We start from the raw sequence: 17362 nt of genomic DNA, 5'->3' as shown, positions 1-17362 counted from the left end.
GTGTTCCTCCTTAAACAACCAGGCTAAAAAACAACTCTGTCCTGAGGCCTCCGGTTTCGGTCATGAAGTGATGCACAGCGTCCACTAAAACCTCATCATGCGGGACATCCGGATGCTCCAGGGCAATGATGGTGGAATGAGTGATGGATGGTATCCCGATGGTGAGCACGCTGCCTCTTTGCCCATCAAACTCCAGACTGATGATGTTTTTCCCATAAGCGAAAAGCGGGGCTGTGAACTGCTCAGACCGTTCATGCCAGTGAAAAGTTTCATTAGCGTCAAAGTAAGGAAGGAAGGCGATAGACCAGTACTTGTTTACTTGCTTAATCAGATTAAAAACATCCGGCGCCGCTACAATAAAGTCTTTACGCGGGAAGTCCCAGTTTGTAAGCTGTGCCGAAACGATACCCGCCTGGCGCAGCCCAAAGGCTACAACTTCTTGAGGAGTGGCATCCAGAAATGTCTGATAAACCGGCGTATCCAAAAGAATTACTGCGTCATCCCGAGCCCGCAGCGGGGTGGATGTCCGGTCGATTTGACCTGTAAAAACCTTAAACAGTGTGCCGTCAGGATCGGTAAGCCACAACTCTGTTTTAGCATCGTTACTGATAGAGAGCGCTGCCCCTGGGCGGAAGCTGAACTCCAAGATATCTACGGGATCGAGCCGGGAACGCCAGCAATCGAAATCCGTCAAGCCGTCTTCCACTAGCACATTACCGATTCGGATTTGTGTTCTCATACCGCATCACCTTTTAGGAGCCGCCAATCCAAATCGGGCGGCGTATCGTCATCGGTTGCCAGGGCAATGTCCGCATCTGTCCAAGAAGTGGAGTTGGCAGCCTGGCTGCTTGTTCCCCCCGAAGCGCTAGAGGTGCTCTTCGTTCCAGGGGTCGGTATCTTCAAGGTCTGTCCGGAATAAATGAGGTTCACGTCCGCGATGTTGTTGGCCACCGCAATCGCCTCCACGGTGGTACCGTACTTCATAGCCAAAGCGCCCAGGGTGTCTCCTGGCTGCACCGTATAGCCCGTGGATGCTGAGCTGGCCGGACGTTCTTCGATCGTAACCTTAATAGCCACATACTCCTCAAACTCCAGGGCCAGGTAAAGAATGTCATCGAGATTAGTGCTCCGGCTGCGCATTGAGGCGAATGTCACCTGATCTACCCCGTGCGCCTGGGCCTCCGGAGCTGTCATCCGGTAAATCTGCGGGGTATCGGTCGAGGGCGAAGGGCGGTAAAGGTTGCGGATGATTTTCAACTTGTTTAAGGCCGTGCTGCTATCATCGTCAAGGAGCTTGAGGTTCAGCCGGAGCATAGTCGGGTTGTAGGCCACACGCTGGTTGGCCTTCTTCTTTTGTCCCTGAATCTCAACCTGGTCAACCTGAGTATCATCCTCGACCTCGATACTTTCAAAGATGCCTGGCAGCACGGTATCGCCAATCAGGATCTGTTCATCCTCAATCCGGATTTCCGCCACTTCGTCACCCCCTTGGTTTTATTTTCGCCGAGTAGCCAGGAAGCGTTCCAGATCTTTCATTAGGCTGTCTGCTTCTTCCCGGTCGCTGCCGTAATAGTTGAGTGCTACCAGCGGGCTGCCGCCACGCCCGGTGCGGCCGGTTTCGCGCCCGCGGATCTCAGTTTGCTCACGGAAAATCTCACGCATATTGACAGAGCTTCGTTCCATCAGCCCGACAGAGGGGGCGCTGTACGAGCCTTCACTACCGAAGGCCAATGCCGGAGATAACTCCGGTGACAGGTTCATCCCCCCCAGGAGGCTGTTCATGGTGTCGGAGAGGAGGGAACGCCGGGTTTCCATCCCGTAAGCAAAGGTTTCGATCAAGGCCCGGCCTGAGCGCGTCAACCTGGAAAGCGGTCCCTGCTTCGCATCCGAGAAGGGGAGAAGCTTTCTCAGTTCGGATAACCCCTGTTGAACCGTCTCATAGGGCTTCATGAGTACGCTTTTGATGCCGTCCGTGAATGCCTCTAAGAGCGCCGCGCCGGATTGCCTGAATTCGCCATATTTGCCGGTGATGAAGCTGCCAATACTGTTTAAGGATTCGGTCACAAACTGCTTGCCTTGGATAAAGGCACCCATGATCCATTGCCAACCGGCACTAAAAGCTGCCGTCACCGTGTCCCAATTGCGCCAGAGAAGCACCAAGACGGCGATAAGAGCTATAATCCCAATGACTATCCAAGTAATGGGATTCGCAAGCAGGGCTGCCGTAAAGCCCCATACAGAAGTGATGAGGCCGGGCAGGGCTCGTGCCGCTGCGGCCAGACCTTGCCTTGCGAGTTGGATAAGACCGAGCGTAAAGTTCCTTAAGCCGGTTGCCGTGGCGATCGTCGCCTGGCGGGCCATGGTTGCGATGCGCAAGCCCATGGATTTTATGCCGTCAGCTGCGTACATGCTGCGGATGCGGAGGGTGGGGAACATATCCGGCAGCCTAGATAATGCACCCCAAGTCCCTTTTATTGCTCTTCCAAAAGTTCCAATGGAATAGCCAAGCCCTCCTATGATAACTCCACCCCCACCGGCAACTGCAAGTAGGATTCCGAGAGTCGCTATCATCGTTGCTAAACCACTTGTTACTTTGGGGTTAGCGGCTGCCCAAGCGGTTAATTTTAGGACCAGATCCCCAGCTTTATCTACAGCCGGTATAAACATTGGCAGCAGAGATCCCCCGATTGTTTCCTTGAGGTTTTGCATCTGCTGCGTGAGGATCTTCCATCTTGCGCCCGGGTCTATATTCATAGCCCGGGCCATCTCCTCGGTGACCTTTGTCCCTCCGCGCATGGCGCTTTGTAGGGTGGTCACATTGGATTTGAGCTGGTTTAGTTTTGGGTACATTAGATCAATTAAACTAACAGCTTCTTCACTTCCGAACGCCTTAGTGATCTGTTGCTTCTCCATCGCATCCAATGTTTCGCCATATTTGCTTCTCAGCTTTCCAATGATCTCTCCCATGCTCAGAAGCTGGTTGTTTTGATCCACGAAGGAAAGTCCGAGTTGCTTCCCGGCGCTGGCTGCCTGTTGTACAAAGGTTCGGTATTTTGTTCCGGCTTCCGCCCCCGGCATAGTGGCCTGCAGCATACCCAAGACGGCCAGCTGCTCTTCCAGCGGGCGCTTGGCCGAGGTTGCCGCTGCCCCAAGGTTAGATATGGATTCCGCCATCCCTGGGCCTGTGGTCTTAAAGAGTTGAACCGCTGAAGCGATACCTCCGCTGAACATACGCCCAAAGGCTTCGTCCGACATCTTGGAGTACATATCCTTGTATATCCCGTAGCCGGTGGCAAAGAGACTGGTCATATCCTGCACAGTCGCTTTGGTCGCCTTGGCTGTCAGGGCCGATAGCTTGGTGAATTCAGCCACGCCTGTATCCGAGAGGGAGGAAACACCGGACTTAATGTCATAAGCCCCCGAGATAAACTGTGCTTTCGTAGTACCCGACCATTTGTTTGAGAAATCCGTGGCCGCTCGGCTTAGAGTATTAAGGTCTTTAACCCCCAGACTGGACATCTCTCCGATGGCAGCCTGCGTCTCAAATGTCGCCTTGGCGGGCATCGCCATGGCTGCCACCATTCCCACTCCGGCGGCTGCCATCTGGCCGCCGACATTGACCATTGACCGAGAGCGGTCTTGCAAGGCTCTTAGGCTGCGTTCGGTTTCGTTAACACGCACCTGCGCTCCTCTCATCGGGCCGCTCATCAGGTCGGACAATCTCATGATAACGCTTAGGCGAAAAAGAGTTTCTAAACCCATTTTCAACCCTCCATATCTGGTATATAATGGGGTGCAGGAGGTTGATGATCATGATCTCACTTGCACTGAACATATTGGCTGCGATTGTCAATTTGTTCGTTATTGGAGCAGGCTTAGGTTTACTTTGGATGCTACTAAAATTTGTACTGGGAATTCCAATAGCTCTGTATGTTGGCGCTAATCGGTACCGTCTAAGTCAGAACGGAACTGATAAAGAATTCGACGATCTCCCTAAGATGTCGCAAATACTCCGCTTCTACTTTAGAGTCGTTACCTTCCGCCGCCCCCTGCTCCCATGAGCGGGGGTTTATTTATTTCCCCCGCCCAAAGCCTTAGCAATAGCCTGTGCCATCAACTCAACCTGCCGCTTTTCCAGCCACAAGGCCTTGGGCATTAACCCGCTGAACTCCTCCAGGGTGAAGTCGCCCGATTGCCCCAGGTAATGTTCAATCAAGAGAAGGCCCGAACCGAAGTAGCTGTCGTCCAGTTCCTGCACACCCTCCTGGACCGCGGCTATAGTTTTTTTAGGTCAACAAACGCATTCCCTCCGGCCAGGCCGTTCAGCTTATCCGCAATCTGGGTGTGCAGCATCGGGTACTCGCGAAAGACCGCCTGCAGCTCCTCGCGGCACTCGTCCACCGCCAGCCCCAGCAGATAATTCTTAATCGCCACCGAAGGCCGGGTGCCGATCTCTTTCAGCAGCCGATCAATATCCATCGTCTTGGGTCGTTCAAAATAGAACTCCTTTTGAATCTCTTGACCGTCTTCCGTCTCGATCGTCACCGGCACCCGGTACAGCTGCTTTTCCGGATACTTGGCTTTCATCTCAGTGATGTCTGGCATCGCTTAACCCTCCTTAAACCGGCTCAACGCCGTCTTCAACTACTTTTTCAGCAATGAACGAAAGCTCTTTGCTAACGGATTTGTCCCCCTGCTTCATGCTCTGAGACCTTTCGTTAAAGGAGCAGCCCTTGACCACATCAGTCTTGACCGGCTCCCCATCATTGGCGTAACTCACAGTAACAGGGAACGGGGGAATCTTATAAAACGACTTGCCAATCTGCTTGCAATAGTCCAGCAGATTTTGGTATTCCTCACGTAAGACTGTCAGTTTCCCCTCCGCCTTATAGTTGCCCTCGCCGCGCCCAACAGGCATCGCGCCTTTACCATACACGAACTCTTTTTCCTTAGAATCCTTGTACTCAATGCTTTCAATCCCGATCACCACACCGTAGGGGAGGGCGATAGTAATGGACTCCCAATCATATACCCGTCCGTTAATCATCTTTTACCTACCCCCTTTGCAAATGGATGGTGGTTGTGAGAACTCGCATCGTCTCAACCTCGGTAACGGCCAGATCCCAGTCAATCTGCTCCGAGGCGGAAGAAACAAGCTGGAGATTAAAGCCCGCAATGTTGCGCCGCTTAACCATATCTTCCAGCGGGCGTTCCATGTTGGCCTTGAGATTGTCCAGCTCATCAGCAAACATCTCGCTTTTGAGGTAGAACATTCCCGCCTGATAAGCGGCCACCGCTGCACGGTCCACAACGCGCCGACTCTTAACCGCCTGAAAGTCCGATCCGGGCGGAGCCATGAGGTTAGCTTCCTCCACATAAATCCCAGGATACTGGTTGTAGATCCGGGGGACAGTAAAGCCCGCATCATGCAGCATCTTAGCATGCGCCATATTGAATCCGTCCGGCTTAATGCTCATCGCCTGGGTCATGCGGAAGCTCTGCACTTTTCCCGCCGACTCCTGCGGCTCCGACTTCGAAATAATCCCAGTCACGATCGCGCCCATGTTCGCGTCCCTGAGCCTGCCCTTGAGGTCTGCGACTTCAAGCCGTCCGGCCACCACTCCGACACGGGTATGGGCGAACGTGCCTTTTTCTGTAATCAAGGCCTGGACATAGGTGTCAATCGTCTCCGCATCACCGATGTTGCGTGTCTCGCACATAAAGTATATTGGCAGCATATCGGCGGCGAGTGTATCCGCTTCCGTCCCACAGACAGCCCATAGCGCGGAGCTGCTGGGTCCGACTACATGGATAAACTCATAGCTGAAGGGGTTGCTTTTGACGACTCCCATCGCGTCAAGAAAGTCCTGGTTGCTCATCTGGGGTGGGGTAGTCTCAAAGCTGTACCTGTCACCGGCGACAAAGCTTTGAGCCGGATCAACAGCATTGGTAAAGGTAAGCGTAATCCCGGTATCCGTGGCCACCACACCGTCAAGCGGAATGGTCTTGGCGACTCCCCAGCTATCGCCACCGTCAAGGGACAGGCGGTATTGCGCCGTATTGAGCGCTCCACCAAGCAGCACTTCCATAACAACTTGGTATTCTCCATTGGGATTTCCGGTCTTAGTAAAAGTCGCCAGGCCCGTTCCGGCATGGACAACATCCGTGGATGTTCCAGCCACACTGGCCGCCACTGCCAGGGCGATGATTATTCCGCCTTTAGTCTGCAGCGTATCCAGGCAGGCATCAACCAACGGTCCGCTGCCCAGTTCATCCAGGTCGCGTTCTTTGGTGATAGTTTTATAGCTCCCCGCCGCAAGCCCCGTGCAATAGCCGATCTTGATATGCGCCGATCCGGCCAGGGGAATGAACCCGGTACCGCCGTCCTGGTAATTCACATTGTTTTCCGACCATAGGGTCACTGCTTATTCCCTCCCTTCGTCGAGCCAGCGATCGGGCCTTTCAGCCACGCATCCCTCGCAGCAATAAAGTCGTCTCTCGTCATGGCCAAGCCTTCAGCCCAGCCGTAATGTTGTTTCATCCCGGCAAGCTCCGAGGGACTGCATAAGCCCTTGGCCAATTCCTCGATGGTTACAAGCGGTTTTTCAGCCGCTGCTTCCTTTGCCATCCTTGCACCTCCTTAGACCTTAGATGTTAAGCTAGCTCTCTTGGGTAATTCCTTATCTACATAAACACCACCCCTGAAGCGGATGATCACAACACCCAGCGCCCGTTCTTTTTGGTCGGGCGGCCAGTCGATCGTGGACGGTTCGATCGGCACCCAATTACCCAGTCCGTCATCCATTCCCTTCGGGAGATTTGCCAGAAGTAAGCGGATAATCCCGTCTACCTGGTCTTCCGTCCGGTGGAGGATGTTCATCTCAATCGGAAGAACTCGTTCATAGATCTGGCTGCGCATATACTCTTTGCCGGTGCTTTGGTCTGTCCACTTGCTCACCTTGCGCCGTTTTTCGCTTAGCTCTTCTTTGTTGCCCAAGAGGATCGCGCTGGGGTTCGCCTTGATGCGGTCAAAGGCATCATCATCCCGGAAGATATGGGATACCCCGCACTGATTCTTGAGAATTTCCGTGAGCAAATCCTTGGCCAGCTGGATCATCTAATCCTCTCCTCTACGAACTCTGTGAGCAGCGCCTGAATATCCTGGGATTCACCCGGTCCAACCCCAAGATAAGGGCGGGCCGGAATTTCCACCTTATGCCCAGGCCCGGCCTTGCCGCCAAGCTGCTGGATTCCTGCCTGCACCAGGTTGCTCCCGACCGCCACGCCTTCCGGTCGTGCCCGGTAGGCCAGCGAGCGCATAAGCCTCCCGGTGTCCTTGAGGATCGCGGCACTCGTAATAATGCGCTGCGCCCGTTTGGTGAGCTTACCCTTCTTGGTTCGCATCTTGCTGCTTCCATCTTTACGGCGCGTCCGCCTTCTGGCTCTGGCCACCAGGGTGGCGTAAGCGAGAGGCTTCCAGGGTCTACCCTCCGGGGTCTTCTCCTCCTCAAAGCGTTCGATCGCGGCTTGCTGGAGGATGATCCCGATCTTAGCATTTACAGCCTTCAGTTCCAGGTCGGAAAGCTCCAGGCTCTCCATCGTCCGGATGAGTCTTCTCCAATCGCCATCCAGCCGAACGCCGGGCATCAGTCATACTCCTGGCGGAATCGGCTCCCGAAGGCTTTGGACGGAGCAGAATAGAAGATATTATTCTCTCCGACACCCAGGAGCACCTTGCCCTCGGCGATCCGCTGCAAGAGGGCAATCGCGTTCTTATAGCGCCGGATAATATTCTCTTCTTCGTCTCCTGTCCAGTGCCGGGAAAAGAGGTTGTACACGGCAATGTCTGCAGCCAGCTTCTTAATGACCGGCGGGACCGTGGCGAAGGGAACCTGATAGCGCACCGAGGCATACCCGTCAACTTCTGAAGAAGCATTTGAAATAGCCAGATTAATATTGTCCGTGTTAAAGGTCGGATTCCCAGCGTTATCTAAAACCGGTTCATCGTCGTTAGACAGTTCGATCAGCTTTTCCCTGTTAACCTGACCCAGGAGATCCTCCAGGCTGCAATACATGTTTTTCCCTCCAATTACCCGTCACCGTTACCCCTACACTTCAAACCGTGTTATTACCCCGTTACTTCGTGTTATTTTATGTTACTAAAGTTTTCACGATGGAGAGGTGGAACTGAGTCTGCCCCTCTTAAAATGGTCTTTACGCGCCTCTAAGAGGCATTTCTGTTTTTCATCCGGGTAACGAGGGATAACATTTGTGTTACCCCTCGTTACCAAAGTAAGGGACTAACCCCTGAACCCCGCTTCCCAAGCGCGTTACAACCATGTTACAAGGCTGTTAACCCTGAGGCGGATCTTGCGGAGGATCTTGATTGTTTCCTTTTCCGCTCTTATCCTTCTTTCCCTCATAGGGTTTGATAGAGCCCAAGGTAAGAAGGGGAGCCGCCTCCGCCTTGTTTTCGATCTCCAGCCTGTCCCCGGCACTGAGCTTGGAACCATTATGCTTTAAGTAGCCCAAAACAACATACTCGGCCATATTCTCACTCCTTTATCAGTTCGTATTGCGAATCAGGAACCCGGCGCTGGGTCCGAGCACCATGGCATCGTAGGCGTCCCAGACCTCGATGATATCCAGCTTGTTTCCCTCTTTGTACATCCCTGAACGTGGATGCCCAGTCCTCCGGAAGGTGTACCCGAAACTCGGGACTTCCTCACCGCGCTCTGCTTCCGGAGGAATGTAGGCGAGAGTCGCCACATTCGGCCAGATGTCATGCAGTACGTTCTTGTTGTCAGCGTAGAGCGATTCACCCACCACGATGTTCGAAACGCCGAAGATCTCTTTTACCAGGTCCAGGGTGAGTACGCCCTTTACGGCATACTTAATTTTCTCAATAAGTTTAGGATGCTCTTTGACCACCTTCCAAGTACCGGCACCCAGCACCAGCGTATTGGGGCGGCGGCCAATCTTGCCCCGCACGGTTTCTTTGCCGTCCTCGATATCCTCGACCGGGTTGGAATTGATATAATCGCTCCACATCGAGGTTCCAACAAGATCCATGACATGACCGGCGCTGTAATTTGCGGCGTTGAGAACGGCGTCTGCCTGATCCTTTTCCTTGCGGATCGCGAGGTTGTTGGTTATAATCCTGGTCCGGCGCGCCTCTAAGGCGGTCTGGCTTGGCGCTTCATCACGCTCATTGATATCAATGGCAATCTCCAGTGATTCCTCGGTAAGCGCCAGCTTGATCGTGTCTCCTTCGGAGGGTTGGATTCTGGCACTTTTGGTCTGGTTAGCCCTCCGGGTGTTGTACAATTTGAAGTCATCCGGCCCGAAGCGGCGAATGAGTCCGCCCATTTTCGGGGACTCGATAACCGGTAGAATGATGTCGCCCACAAGCCCCTCCGGCTTGTATCCCTGGGCAATGGTTGTCAGTACCGGGTCAACCACCCGGACGTTTTGATAAGGCATGGTTACACCTCCACAAAGTTATTACTGGGCAATGACTCCGGCTGTCCGGAGTTTGGCCAAAAGACCATTGAAGTCCGCCACGATTCCGGCCACATCGATAGCCACACTGTTTGCTTGGGCTGCGGCCCTCACCATGGTTGCCTCGGCGATCGGGGACACAATAACCACCTCGACCAGATCACCGGCAGCCGTTGCGGCTTCAACCGCAATGGCATTAAGGGTATTCCCGGAGGCATCTGCCGCTTCGATCGCCCGGCCCTGGTCATCACTGGTGAGCAGCGCTTGGGCGGCAAAGGCAGCTCCCGCCTCCACAATCGCTGTACCCAGTGTGATCACCGGTACCGCTTTTTCTCCTAGGGGTGCTCCATCATGCGTGACCCCGCGTGCTGCCTGGCCGGTTCCGGCCTGCGCTCCGGCCAGATTCACAAACCGATTCGGATTAATAACACCCGCCGGAATTAGGGTAATGGTTTGAACGGGATAGAACTGAGCCATACTTATCCTCCTTTACTCGCTCACTTGAATTAAGGCTTCCTCATAAGGAACCTTATGTTTCTCCGCAAAGTCCAGCGCTTTCTTGTGCAGCGCCAGGCGCTCCTCGTCAACCCTTGCTCCGAAGTCTTTGTCCTTAACTGTCCGGGTATCCTCTTGGCCCTTTCCGGCCACTTCCTTGAACTCCACTTGATCCGGCATCTTCGCGACAAAGGTTTTGAAGAATTCAAGAGGAGAGGTCTTGACGGTGTTCGTCTTATCACCTTCCTTGGCCGCGAATTCGACCGTGACCTCCTCACCAAGCCCGGCCATAAACTCAGCCATCCCGTCACGAACAGCCGGCGGGAGCTTGGCCTTATTAGTTTCGATGAAAGCATTGAACTGCCCCAAGGCCAGCTTCCGCTTGGTCTCAGCCAGTTCGGTCTCCAGTTTGGATTTCTCAGTGCTGAATTCAGCCTGCATTTCCTTGCGGGCATCCGCCTTCAGCTGCTCCATGAGTGCCCGCTTTTCTTCCTCGGTCATTGGCATAACTTGATCCTCCTTGGTTTTTTTTGGTTGGTATCCTGCAGCCGCAAAATCGCACTGCAGGTCAAACCCGTCTTCCTCGCTGAACTGAATCGGCTTCAGCCCTTCAACCGCCGGGGCAGCCGCCCCCAGAAATCCCACATGCCGCAGCGCCCAGCCGGTGTCAGTTTTTCTGAGTCTGACCGAAACCCTTTTGAACCGGCCTTGATTCACCATCTCGGCAAAGGTTGGTTCGACTTGCTTGAATTTGGCTAACAGTTTGTCTCCAGATCGTTTGACCGTTTCCACCCAGCCAAAGGCAGGGTCTTCAGTCTTGGGGTGTCCAACAACCAAGGGAGCCTCATACTTGGCCGGGTCATAGTTCTGTGCGATGTGGTCCAGGTCCTGCTCGCTGAAATCTCCTTGAGGCTCGTAGGTGCCCGCCTTGAAGATCTCAAACCACTTATCCACGCGATCACTCCTTTCAATTATTCATATCGTTGCAATTGAAGGTCAGCTCCTTTTAATGGGCAACGTCCAATGCTAGAGCATATCCCTCTAAATCGACAGGTGATTTCGCTTTCCAGCCACGCAAAGTATTTCTCTAGGGCTTGGTTAGTGACAAACGTACTCATACCAAGGGACCGGCCCTTGTTTATATTTCCAACCATTTTTACCACCTCACATTCTCATCGCTATATCCTGTTGAAGCACATTACTGGTAAATCAAACTTCTAGGTCTTAGACCGGGTGCCATAGCTTCTTGGCAAGCCGAACTACAAACGTGACTAAGGCGGCTATTCCAAGAATAGTTCCTCCAATGAACACAAGAAAAGTTTTCATGATATCCTCCTAAAAGTTATGACGCATAATAGGTCTCCCCCGGAGGGAACAGGCGGACAAGTGCTTGCACCTTGCATTTGCATAGAGCCCTAATTCGCCATCGGCACCGCTTAGGGTCAGGCTACAATTGCTATGCCAATCCGCTTTAAAAGCGTTTTTCTCTCGCGCGGGGATTTTAACCCTATTTGTCACCTCTCGCGCTGCAGCGTCTACTCTTTCGCCACCGCCTGAAAATACTATTCCTTTCTTGTTGCCGCTTTACATGCCTCGCATTTTTTTCCACTGCGCTCAAACTTCGTATCTTCAAATATCCTGCACCACCGTGTTCCACTTCCTGTATGTTTCAACTGCCATTGACAGATGCACTCACTGGCAAGCTTCTCAAGGCTTTCCCCGGATTCTTAGCAAAGCCGGAATCCGGTACCGGCAAGCCTGCGGTTGACATAGGCTTAATCCCTTCCCGTTCAGCCTTGTACTTGTTAATCGCTACTACCCCGCAGCGGCAGTTAAACCCATTTGGCGGCCACCATTCATTCCAGATTGGGTCATCTTTCGCCGCCACAAACCCGTTCATCCGGCGGTGAGCCGGGCGAGTGTGGGTATCAAGCACCGCTGAGTACCGAAAATAGGGGAACATGTCCGTTAGTTCAGTGTCTTGGAACTTTTCATAATTACCGGCACCATAAGCCGTCTGAACGTTCGTCCGAAAGACGGTTTCCAGGTGCCAAGGATCTGCCGGTTCCAGACCCATCCGTGAGAACAGGTCATTGGTATCTTTCTTGAACTCCTCTAAGGTCGTGCCTTTCTCCAGGGACTCCTGCACATATCCTTTGATGCGCTCCACCGTTGTCTGACCTTCGGCCTGCGATATTGTGAAGTACTTGGTTTGCAGCTCGGATTCAAGCTGCCGGTACTGGTTAATATCCACCGGCATTAAGCGGCTGAAGTACGTCACCGCTTCTTCCAGATCCAAAGGTACCGGCCTGATCGTATAGTCCAGAGGAGCAGGGGAGGGGTCTGCGAAATCTCGCTGGGCTTCCTCGTAATCCTGCCAGGCATCATTTTCACCCAGCATATAACCTGTAAGTGCCACCTGGACCAAATAGTCTGCCAGCGCCTCGATCCCATCATTACTCACCTTGAGATTCTTTGCCTCATCAAGGGAATGCCAGCCCTCAATTTGCTGATTGATCTCCCGCATCAGGCGGCCATAGTAGGCCTTGCCGCGCTCCAAGCTGCGCTCATAATAGCCTTGGAGGACATCCCCGCGTTCAAAGATCTTCTTATCCTCCTCCTGGGCGAAATCCAGTTGACGTCTTTTCTCCTGACTCTTAAACTGAGGGGTGGCAGTCTGGACCCGCGAGAGGGGACGTACAACTTCTTCACTCTCTTCCGGCTGTGGAATATTGTAGCGGTTGTAGAAGTAATTGACCCCGATCGGCACGCCGCTTTCCACCAGCTTGGTGTCGCGCTCAGCCAGATCCTTCTGGATATCATCTTCCTTATAGAAGATCCGGAAAGTCGGATAATTGTCCTGCGGCCCAAAGTTAAACTCCACCAGCGGGCGAATAAGCTGATCGTTGAGAGCTGCCATCACCATTTTGGCATCTGCCTCTACAATGTCTTCCTTTACTTCCTGGTGCACCTGCGCTGCCGAATAGCTTCCGGTGTCGCCCATTTCTGTGGTGAGCGTCTGGCCAAGGATAGCTTTTGAGATCTCGGCATTGCAGAAGGTCAGGAATAGGCGATGGACTTCCGCCTTATCTCCGCTGGTTTCTTTCAACTCCAGCTCGGCGTTAGCCGGGATGGCGACCGCCGCATCCTGCACCAGGGAGTCCAGTGCTTCTAACAGCTTGTTTTTATCCTCCGGAGTGGCCCCCGGCTGATACTTGCCCACAGCTGTGGGCATTCCGTATTTCTCCGTAAAGATGGCCCAGAACTTGAACCCGTGTTTCTTAAAAACCCAAGGCCAGTAGCAGCGTGAGAAAATCCGTTCGCCATATGGGTTTTCATCGTCTTCCTCATGCTGCACTAGGACAAACTTAGCCGGAGGCGCAGGCTCATCATTCAGGCTTGAATGAGATAATACCCTGAGATCCCCGTCAATCCCGAACGCAAAGCGCCGTACTGGCCGGGCCTTGAGCGCCTGAACCCACCAACGGCCAGCGCGCTCCTCCCACATGATTTCCATTGCCCTGAATCCCATATAAGGTGCCTCAAGCATCTGTCTCAGATCCTGGTCGAAGTTGAGGTTCTTAAGATTTTCCTTGACGAACTCCGCAATCTCAAGATCCCGCGGTTCCTGTGTAGCAGGCGCGACATCCCATTCTTTGCTAAGCACGCCTGACTTGCGGGCAAACACGCACGCCGAAACATGCGGATCAATCTTCATGTCGGCATAGATTTCCGGACCCTTGCCGGTCCTCTGGAGAATCGGATCGGGGTTGGGCAAGGTCTTAAAGAAACGTATCCAGTCCGTCTGCATGGAAACAATCTCGCTGGACACGGGCTTTCTTAATGGTCTGCCATCCGGGCCTAGAATCATTGGTCATACCCCCGCATCGAGTTGAATGTCCGTCTCCGTACAACGGTATAATCTAGCGGTCCATAACGGGCACCCTTGCCTGTAGCCAGCCAAAGGGCAATTCGGGCAGAGTTAGCCGCCATGCCAAAGTGGTTCGGAACTTTCTTCTTATAGTGGGCAGCCGCGTCATCATCGTCTTCCTTGTCCTTTTCTTTGACCAGTTTTTTAAGATGCTGTTCAACCATTTTCAGCAGCTGTTCTTCCGCTACTGAGCGCGGTTTTGGTAGGAGGGCTAAGGGAGGAGTGCAGGCAAAAAGGTCTGTTGTCTCATCCAAAGACTCATTCCGATCCACTGTCACAACCGGCACCGCCCGGTCTCCTTCACCTTCCGAGCCTTCCTTGACATCCGCGCCCCGAAAGTATTGGATGTATCCGTTGGCCCGCTTCAAGCTGCGCACAACCTGTTTGCTTGCAGTCTTGTAAGGCATCGCATCAATCACTAAAGCCCCGGCATTGAATGCGATTTCCAGATGAGCCACCAGACCCGGAAGATCCTCGACATCCACCTCTTTGAAATAGAGGTAGCGTACACCTTCACCGGCGAAGGGAGCCGCCACGGAAACGTGTGCTTTATCTCCCATATCAATGCCGATGCCGGTAATTGTCTCATGCCAACTGTCGTGCATATAATAGTCGCTGGACGCCTTCACCCGTTTCAAAACCTCGTCCGTGATCGGCTGCATGTTCCCGCCGTCCGGCTTGGCTAAGACAGAGCAGTTGAACTTCGCCAGTTTGCTGGGCTTGTCTTTGGCCCGCTGGTACCGGTCATAGATCATCTGGAGGTTTAGTCCAGGCATGATAAGTTGTGGAACCCGATAACTGATATGATCCAGGCTTCTTTCCGGATGTTCGGCGACCCAGTGCCCATTGTTGACATCAAGCGGGCGACCGCATTGAATGCAAACCAGCAGCACTAAGCCATCCTGGAAAATCATATTGTCAGGAAAATCGTCCTCAACCACTTGCTCCCGATGGCAGGCCGGGCACACAACGTGCCACAGACGCCGGTCCCCGTCTTGAAATCGTTCGTCAATTCCGATGCCAGGGAACATCCCAACAGAGAAGTATCTCAGCAGAGCGAGATCAGAAGCTGCTACCCGGTCAAGAGACCACTCCAGGTTTTCCTGATCAATCAGATCCACTTCGTCATACAGGTTGCAGTCTGAAGGAATGCTAATGGCCCCCAAAACGCTCTGCAAGCCGATGAAGTATAAGAAGTGCGTGTCTATTTCCTTAAGGCCCGTCTGGTCGGTTCCCTTCAAGCGGGAACGCAAGTACTCACTGCGGTTTGCCAGGGCATCCATCCGGGTCGTGGAAAAGCGGTTAGACATGAGCTGCGTAGGGAGGAAGTAAATCACATTGCGGCGTACTTGATCCAAGAGATATATAGAAAACCCCAAAAACAAAGTAGAAAAGCCCGTCTGCGCTCCTTTGAGAATGGTTATAAGCCGGTGATCCATATTGCCCACAATTTCCGCGAGTGCTTTGCGTCGATCCATATCCCAAGGCCGTCCATCGTCAAGCCTCACATTTTTTCTCATCCATTCTGCAAATTGAAGCCCGGCTTGCCTTTCACCCACAAGATCCTTGATTAGCACTAAACCCACCTACGCTTTTGTTTGTTCCGCCACCTGATCCACCACGTGATATATCTGCTCCAATACCTCCGGATGGCCAGCCAGTTCTGCTTTTAGCTGTTCTTTAAGCTTCCCAAGGGCTGCATCTACGCCCTTATTGAACTCATATTTTAGTTTTTCTCTGGCCACCGCGCTGCGCTCCAAACGCGCCAGAACCTGCATTAATTCTGTGATCTTGGCTCCTTTGAGATCCGGGACGTTCATCAGAGTTTCCATGATGAGTTGTACCGCGAGCTGATTGGCAGCTTCATGCATTTCCGTGGCCGGTGCATCCGGATCGGCTTCCACAATGGCCTTTGCCTGATCCTTAACAACCTTTAGGCGCTCCAGCTTGGACAGAAAGTCTTTGCCATAGCGGCCTACTGAAGAGCGGGAAATTTGTTGACCCGTTTCATTGAGCCAATCTGTGATCTCCTGGTAGGTAGTGCCCTCGACAAGTCGTTTGTTTACGGCCTCGACCAACTCCTTAGGGAGCTCGGTAACAACCTTGGAGTGTTTGCGTCTGGCCATCAGATGCTCACTCCAACATCCGGCTCAATATTTCCTTCCAGGAGGTCTTTTCCTCTGGCCGTTAACCTGGATACCCGCATGATCATGCCAAGATCCTTACTTTCCAGTTCATGATTCTCGACATATCCCTTTTCTTCCAAGTATTCAAGGTATCCAGCCAGGACGCCGGGGGAGACAGCGTAATTGATATCGTTCAAGGTGAGGCTGACAATCCGCTCGCTGACCGCCTCCGGATAATTGATCTCCAGGATTTTAAGAATTCGGCCCCGGATTTCACGGGCTTCGTTTCGTTGCATGGCCAACCTTAACCACCTCCCAGAAGCTTGCCAATGTTTTTATTGATCTCAGTGATTTCCCGCCCGATGCTGTCTACTTTGTGATCAAGCCCACTCACAGCGCGGATAAAATCTTCTCGCATCACGTAATTATGGGGGAGTACCGCTTTGAAGTCCGCCAGGTCATCCTTAACCTCTTGAATCTCGCGCTTGTTGGACACAAGTTCCGTGTTCATTGTTGAACGGATATCTTTTAGGAAATATCCAATAATGGTAAAGGCTATGGATAGGATGGAGACAAGGATCAGTGCGATTGGTTGGTACAGTTCCTGGGGGACGCCACTCATACGGTTCCTCCTGCAGAAGTCTCAGTGGAACTCGGGCCGACGACCCCCTGCAGTGCAGCCACTTGACCCGGCACAGGAGCTGGTGCCGATACCGATGGAGTCACAGCAAGGGCGCCTGACGCATTTGCTTGTGTTTGGGCCATAGGGGCAGCATCAGGAACGCGCAAAGCCGCAGTGCTCGGGACGTTGTTCCAGGTCAACGAGTCTTTGACCTCTCGCACTTTTGTCTCAATGGTGTTCTCAATAAAGGTCTGGGCATCGCCAAAGGTCTTCTCCAGTATTACCATGAGTTCAGGGCCCGTCATGCTTACAACTTCGTCCACAGCCTGTTTGCCAATCGCCAGGAGTTCCTCCCGGTCGACCTTTCCGTCCTTAACCGCTTGCCTCAGTTCTCCGGCCACCGTTTGTTCCATCTTGGTCACGGTCCGTTCCGCGAGATCGTCAATCCGTCTGATGGCCGTGCGCACGATTTCGGCTTCCGTCTCATTCATGATCCCCTGTGTTTGGGCTTGCAGTCTGGCTGCACCTCTGCGCAAATACGCCGCCAGGTACGCGCACACCAGGGCGAGGAATGCAATCAGTACTTCGACTCCTCCTTGCAACAGTGCGTCTTTCATCCTTTCGACCTCCTTATTTTTTGGGGAAAAATAAAAAATCCCAGTTACTACTGGGATTTTACCTTTTACT

22 protein-coding genes are annotated in these 17362 nt (G+C 53.0%); 1 reads left to right on the top strand and 21 read right to left on the bottom strand.

All coding sequences use genetic code 11. The features are described 5' to 3' along the window. Window positions 1-10 precede the first annotated feature (10 nt). The 3 genes from ACYQ2N_RS01475 to ACYQ2N_RS01465 are packed head-to-tail and all read right to left on the bottom strand — an operon-like array spanning window position 11 to window position 3762. Window positions 11-739 carry a hypothetical protein gene (locus tag ACYQ2N_RS01475; RefSeq protein WP_459997131.1) on the bottom strand — a complete coding sequence of 243 codons (729 nt, stop codon included), beginning with the start codon at window positions 737-739 and terminating at the stop codon, window positions 11-13. Further along, on the bottom strand, window positions 736-1476 hold the full coding sequence (locus ACYQ2N_RS01470; protein WP_459997129.1) for a LysM peptidoglycan-binding domain-containing protein: 741 nt from the start codon (window positions 1474-1476) through the stop codon (window positions 736-738). The genes ACYQ2N_RS01475 and ACYQ2N_RS01470 overlap by 4 nt, the downstream gene beginning before the upstream one ends. 18 nt (window positions 1477-1494) lie before the next feature. Then, window positions 1495-3762 carry a phage tail tape measure protein gene (locus tag ACYQ2N_RS01465; RefSeq protein WP_459997127.1) on the bottom strand — a complete coding sequence of 756 codons (2268 nt, stop codon included), beginning with the start codon at window positions 3760-3762 and terminating at the stop codon, window positions 1495-1497. A gap of 50 nt (window positions 3763-3812) precedes the next feature. Here ACYQ2N_RS01465 and ACYQ2N_RS01460 point away from each other — a divergent pair, with 50 nt between their 5' ends. Continuing rightward, window positions 3813-4061: a hypothetical protein gene (locus tag ACYQ2N_RS01460; RefSeq protein WP_459997125.1), complete on the top strand. Its 249-nt coding sequence runs from the start codon at window positions 3813-3815 to the stop codon at window positions 4059-4061. Between the two features lie 8 nt (window positions 4062-4069). On the opposite strand, the gene ACYQ2N_RS01455 is transcribed toward ACYQ2N_RS01460, so the two are convergent. The 18 genes from ACYQ2N_RS01455 to ACYQ2N_RS01370 form a co-directional block, all read right to left on the bottom strand. Next, window positions 4070-4258, bottom strand: a complete 189-nt coding sequence (locus tag ACYQ2N_RS01455) for a hypothetical protein (RefSeq protein ID WP_459997123.1) — start codon at window positions 4256-4258, stop codon at window positions 4070-4072. A 17-nt stretch (window positions 4259-4275) separates the two neighbouring features. Beyond that, entirely contained in the window at window positions 4276-4605 is a 330-nt protein-coding gene (locus ACYQ2N_RS01450) for a DUF6848 family protein (RefSeq protein WP_459997121.1), read from the bottom strand. Window positions 4606-4618: 13 nt separating this feature from the next. Next, the gene (locus tag ACYQ2N_RS01445) at window positions 4619-5047 is read right to left on the bottom strand and encodes a hypothetical protein (RefSeq protein ID WP_459997119.1); all 429 of its coding nucleotides are present in this window, start codon (window positions 5045-5047) and stop codon (window positions 4619-4621) included. 7 nt (window positions 5048-5054) lie between these two features. Further along, entirely contained in the window at window positions 5055-6422 is a 1368-nt protein-coding gene (locus ACYQ2N_RS01440) for a DUF2586 family protein (RefSeq protein ID WP_459997117.1), read from the bottom strand. Next, on the bottom strand, window positions 6419-6628 hold the full coding sequence (locus tag ACYQ2N_RS01435) for a hypothetical protein (RefSeq protein ID WP_459997115.1): 210 nt from the start codon (window positions 6626-6628) through the stop codon (window positions 6419-6421). The genes ACYQ2N_RS01440 and ACYQ2N_RS01435 overlap by 4 nt, the downstream gene beginning before the upstream one ends. Window positions 6629-6640: 12 nt before the next feature. After that, window positions 6641-7117 (bottom strand): hypothetical protein, encoded by a 477-nt coding sequence (locus ACYQ2N_RS01430; protein ID WP_459997113.1) that lies wholly within the window; start codon window positions 7115-7117, stop codon window positions 6641-6643. After that, window positions 7114-7647 carry a phage virion morphogenesis protein gene (locus ACYQ2N_RS01425; protein ID WP_459997111.1) on the bottom strand — a complete coding sequence of 178 codons (534 nt, stop codon included), beginning with the start codon at window positions 7645-7647 and terminating at the stop codon, window positions 7114-7116. The genes ACYQ2N_RS01430 and ACYQ2N_RS01425 overlap by 4 nt, the downstream gene beginning before the upstream one ends. Continuing rightward, the gene (locus ACYQ2N_RS01420) at window positions 7647-8075 is read right to left on the bottom strand and encodes a gp436 family protein (RefSeq protein WP_459997109.1); all 429 of its coding nucleotides are present in this window, start codon (window positions 8073-8075) and stop codon (window positions 7647-7649) included. The genes ACYQ2N_RS01425 and ACYQ2N_RS01420 overlap by 1 nt, the downstream gene beginning before the upstream one ends. 277 nt (window positions 8076-8352) lie before the next feature. After that, window positions 8353-8550, bottom strand: a complete 198-nt coding sequence (locus tag ACYQ2N_RS01415) for a hypothetical protein (RefSeq protein ID WP_459997107.1) — start codon at window positions 8548-8550, stop codon at window positions 8353-8355. Window positions 8551-8565: 15 nt separating this feature from the next. Next, a complete protein-coding gene (locus ACYQ2N_RS01410; protein ID WP_459997105.1) occupies window positions 8566-9483 on the bottom strand; it encodes a major capsid protein in 918 nt (305 codons plus the stop codon). Between the two features lie 21 nt (window positions 9484-9504). Continuing rightward, window positions 9505-9978, bottom strand: a complete 474-nt coding sequence (locus tag ACYQ2N_RS01405; protein WP_459997103.1) for a capsid cement protein — start codon at window positions 9976-9978, stop codon at window positions 9505-9507. 12 nt (window positions 9979-9990) lie between these two features. Next, window positions 9991-10950 carry a hypothetical protein gene (locus tag ACYQ2N_RS01400; protein ID WP_459997101.1) on the bottom strand — a complete coding sequence of 320 codons (960 nt, stop codon included), beginning with the start codon at window positions 10948-10950 and terminating at the stop codon, window positions 9991-9993. A gap of 715 nt (window positions 10951-11665) precedes the next feature. Further along, complete coding sequence (locus ACYQ2N_RS01395) at window positions 11666-13867, bottom strand: phage portal protein family protein (RefSeq protein WP_459997098.1); 2202 nt, start codon at window positions 13865-13867, stop codon at window positions 11666-11668. Next, entirely contained in the window at window positions 13864-15504 is a 1641-nt protein-coding gene (locus ACYQ2N_RS01390; protein ID WP_459997096.1) for a phage terminase large subunit family protein, read from the bottom strand. The genes ACYQ2N_RS01395 and ACYQ2N_RS01390 overlap by 4 nt, the downstream gene beginning before the upstream one ends. Window positions 15505-15513: 9 nt before the next feature. Next, on the bottom strand, window positions 15514-16053 hold the full coding sequence (locus ACYQ2N_RS01385; protein WP_459997094.1) for a phage protein Gp27 family protein: 540 nt from the start codon (window positions 16051-16053) through the stop codon (window positions 15514-15516). Continuing rightward, on the bottom strand, window positions 16053-16355 hold the full coding sequence (locus tag ACYQ2N_RS01380) for a hypothetical protein (protein ID WP_459997092.1): 303 nt from the start codon (window positions 16353-16355) through the stop codon (window positions 16053-16055). The genes ACYQ2N_RS01385 and ACYQ2N_RS01380 overlap by 1 nt, the downstream gene beginning before the upstream one ends. Before the next feature lie 2 nt (window positions 16356-16357). Then, window positions 16358-16675, bottom strand: coding sequence for a hypothetical protein (locus ACYQ2N_RS01375; protein ID WP_459997090.1), 318 nt, complete (start codon window positions 16673-16675; stop codon window positions 16358-16360). After that, on the bottom strand, window positions 16672-17292 hold the full coding sequence (locus tag ACYQ2N_RS01370; protein ID WP_459997088.1) for a hypothetical protein: 621 nt from the start codon (window positions 17290-17292) through the stop codon (window positions 16672-16674). Before ACYQ2N_RS01370 ends, ACYQ2N_RS01375 begins: the two co-directional genes overlap by 4 nt. Window positions 17293-17362 lie beyond the last annotated feature (70 nt).

Source organism: Paradesulfitobacterium aromaticivorans (assembly GCF_054657415.1).
The sequence above is the reverse complement of the archived record's forward strand: the minus strand, read 5'-3'. Positions and strand labels throughout refer to the sequence as shown.

Excerpts from the sequence above, each read along its gene's own strand:
- ACYQ2N_RS01475 (WP_459997131.1), bottom strand. The coding sequence starts at position 739 with ATGAGAACACAAATCCGAATCGGTAATGTGCTAGTGGAAGACGGCTTG.
- ACYQ2N_RS01465 (WP_459997127.1), bottom strand. The coding sequence starts at position 3,762 with ATGGGTTTAGAAACTCTTTTTCGCCTAAGCGTTATCATGAGATTGTCC.
- ACYQ2N_RS01460 (WP_459997125.1), top strand. The coding sequence starts at position 3,813 with ATGATCTCACTTGCACTGAACATATTGGCTGCGATTGTCAATTTGTTC.
- ACYQ2N_RS01450 (WP_459997121.1), bottom strand. The coding sequence starts at position 4,605 with ATGCCAGACATCACTGAGATGAAAGCCAAGTATCCGGAAAAGCAGCTG.
- ACYQ2N_RS01445 (WP_459997119.1), bottom strand. The coding sequence starts at position 5,047 with ATGATTAACGGACGGGTATATGATTGGGAGTCCATTACTATCGCCCTC.
- ACYQ2N_RS01435 (WP_459997115.1), bottom strand. The coding sequence starts at position 6,628 with ATGGCAAAGGAAGCAGCGGCTGAAAAACCGCTTGTAACCATCGAGGAA.
- ACYQ2N_RS01430 (WP_459997113.1), bottom strand. The coding sequence starts at position 7,117 with ATGATCCAGCTGGCCAAGGATTTGCTCACGGAAATTCTCAAGAATCAG.
- ACYQ2N_RS01425 (WP_459997111.1), bottom strand. The coding sequence starts at position 7,647 with ATGCCCGGCGTTCGGCTGGATGGCGATTGGAGAAGACTCATCCGGACG.
- ACYQ2N_RS01420 (WP_459997109.1), bottom strand. The coding sequence starts at position 8,075 with ATGTATTGCAGCCTGGAGGATCTCCTGGGTCAGGTTAACAGGGAAAAG.
- ACYQ2N_RS01415 (WP_459997107.1), bottom strand. The coding sequence starts at position 8,550 with ATGGCCGAGTATGTTGTTTTGGGCTACTTAAAGCATAATGGTTCCAAG.
- ACYQ2N_RS01410 (WP_459997105.1), bottom strand. The coding sequence starts at position 9,483 with ATGCCTTATCAAAACGTCCGGGTGGTTGACCCGGTACTGACAACCATT.
- ACYQ2N_RS01405 (WP_459997103.1), bottom strand. The coding sequence starts at position 9,978 with ATGGCTCAGTTCTATCCCGTTCAAACCATTACCCTAATTCCGGCGGGT.
- ACYQ2N_RS01395 (WP_459997098.1), bottom strand. The coding sequence starts at position 13,867 with ATGATTCTAGGCCCGGATGGCAGACCATTAAGAAAGCCCGTGTCCAGC.
- ACYQ2N_RS01385 (WP_459997094.1), bottom strand. The coding sequence starts at position 16,053 with ATGGCCAGACGCAAACACTCCAAGGTTGTTACCGAGCTCCCTAAGGAG.
- ACYQ2N_RS01375 (WP_459997090.1), bottom strand. The coding sequence starts at position 16,675 with ATGAGTGGCGTCCCCCAGGAACTGTACCAACCAATCGCACTGATCCTT.
- ACYQ2N_RS01370 (WP_459997088.1), bottom strand. The coding sequence starts at position 17,292 with ATGAAAGACGCACTGTTGCAAGGAGGAGTCGAAGTACTGATTGCATTC.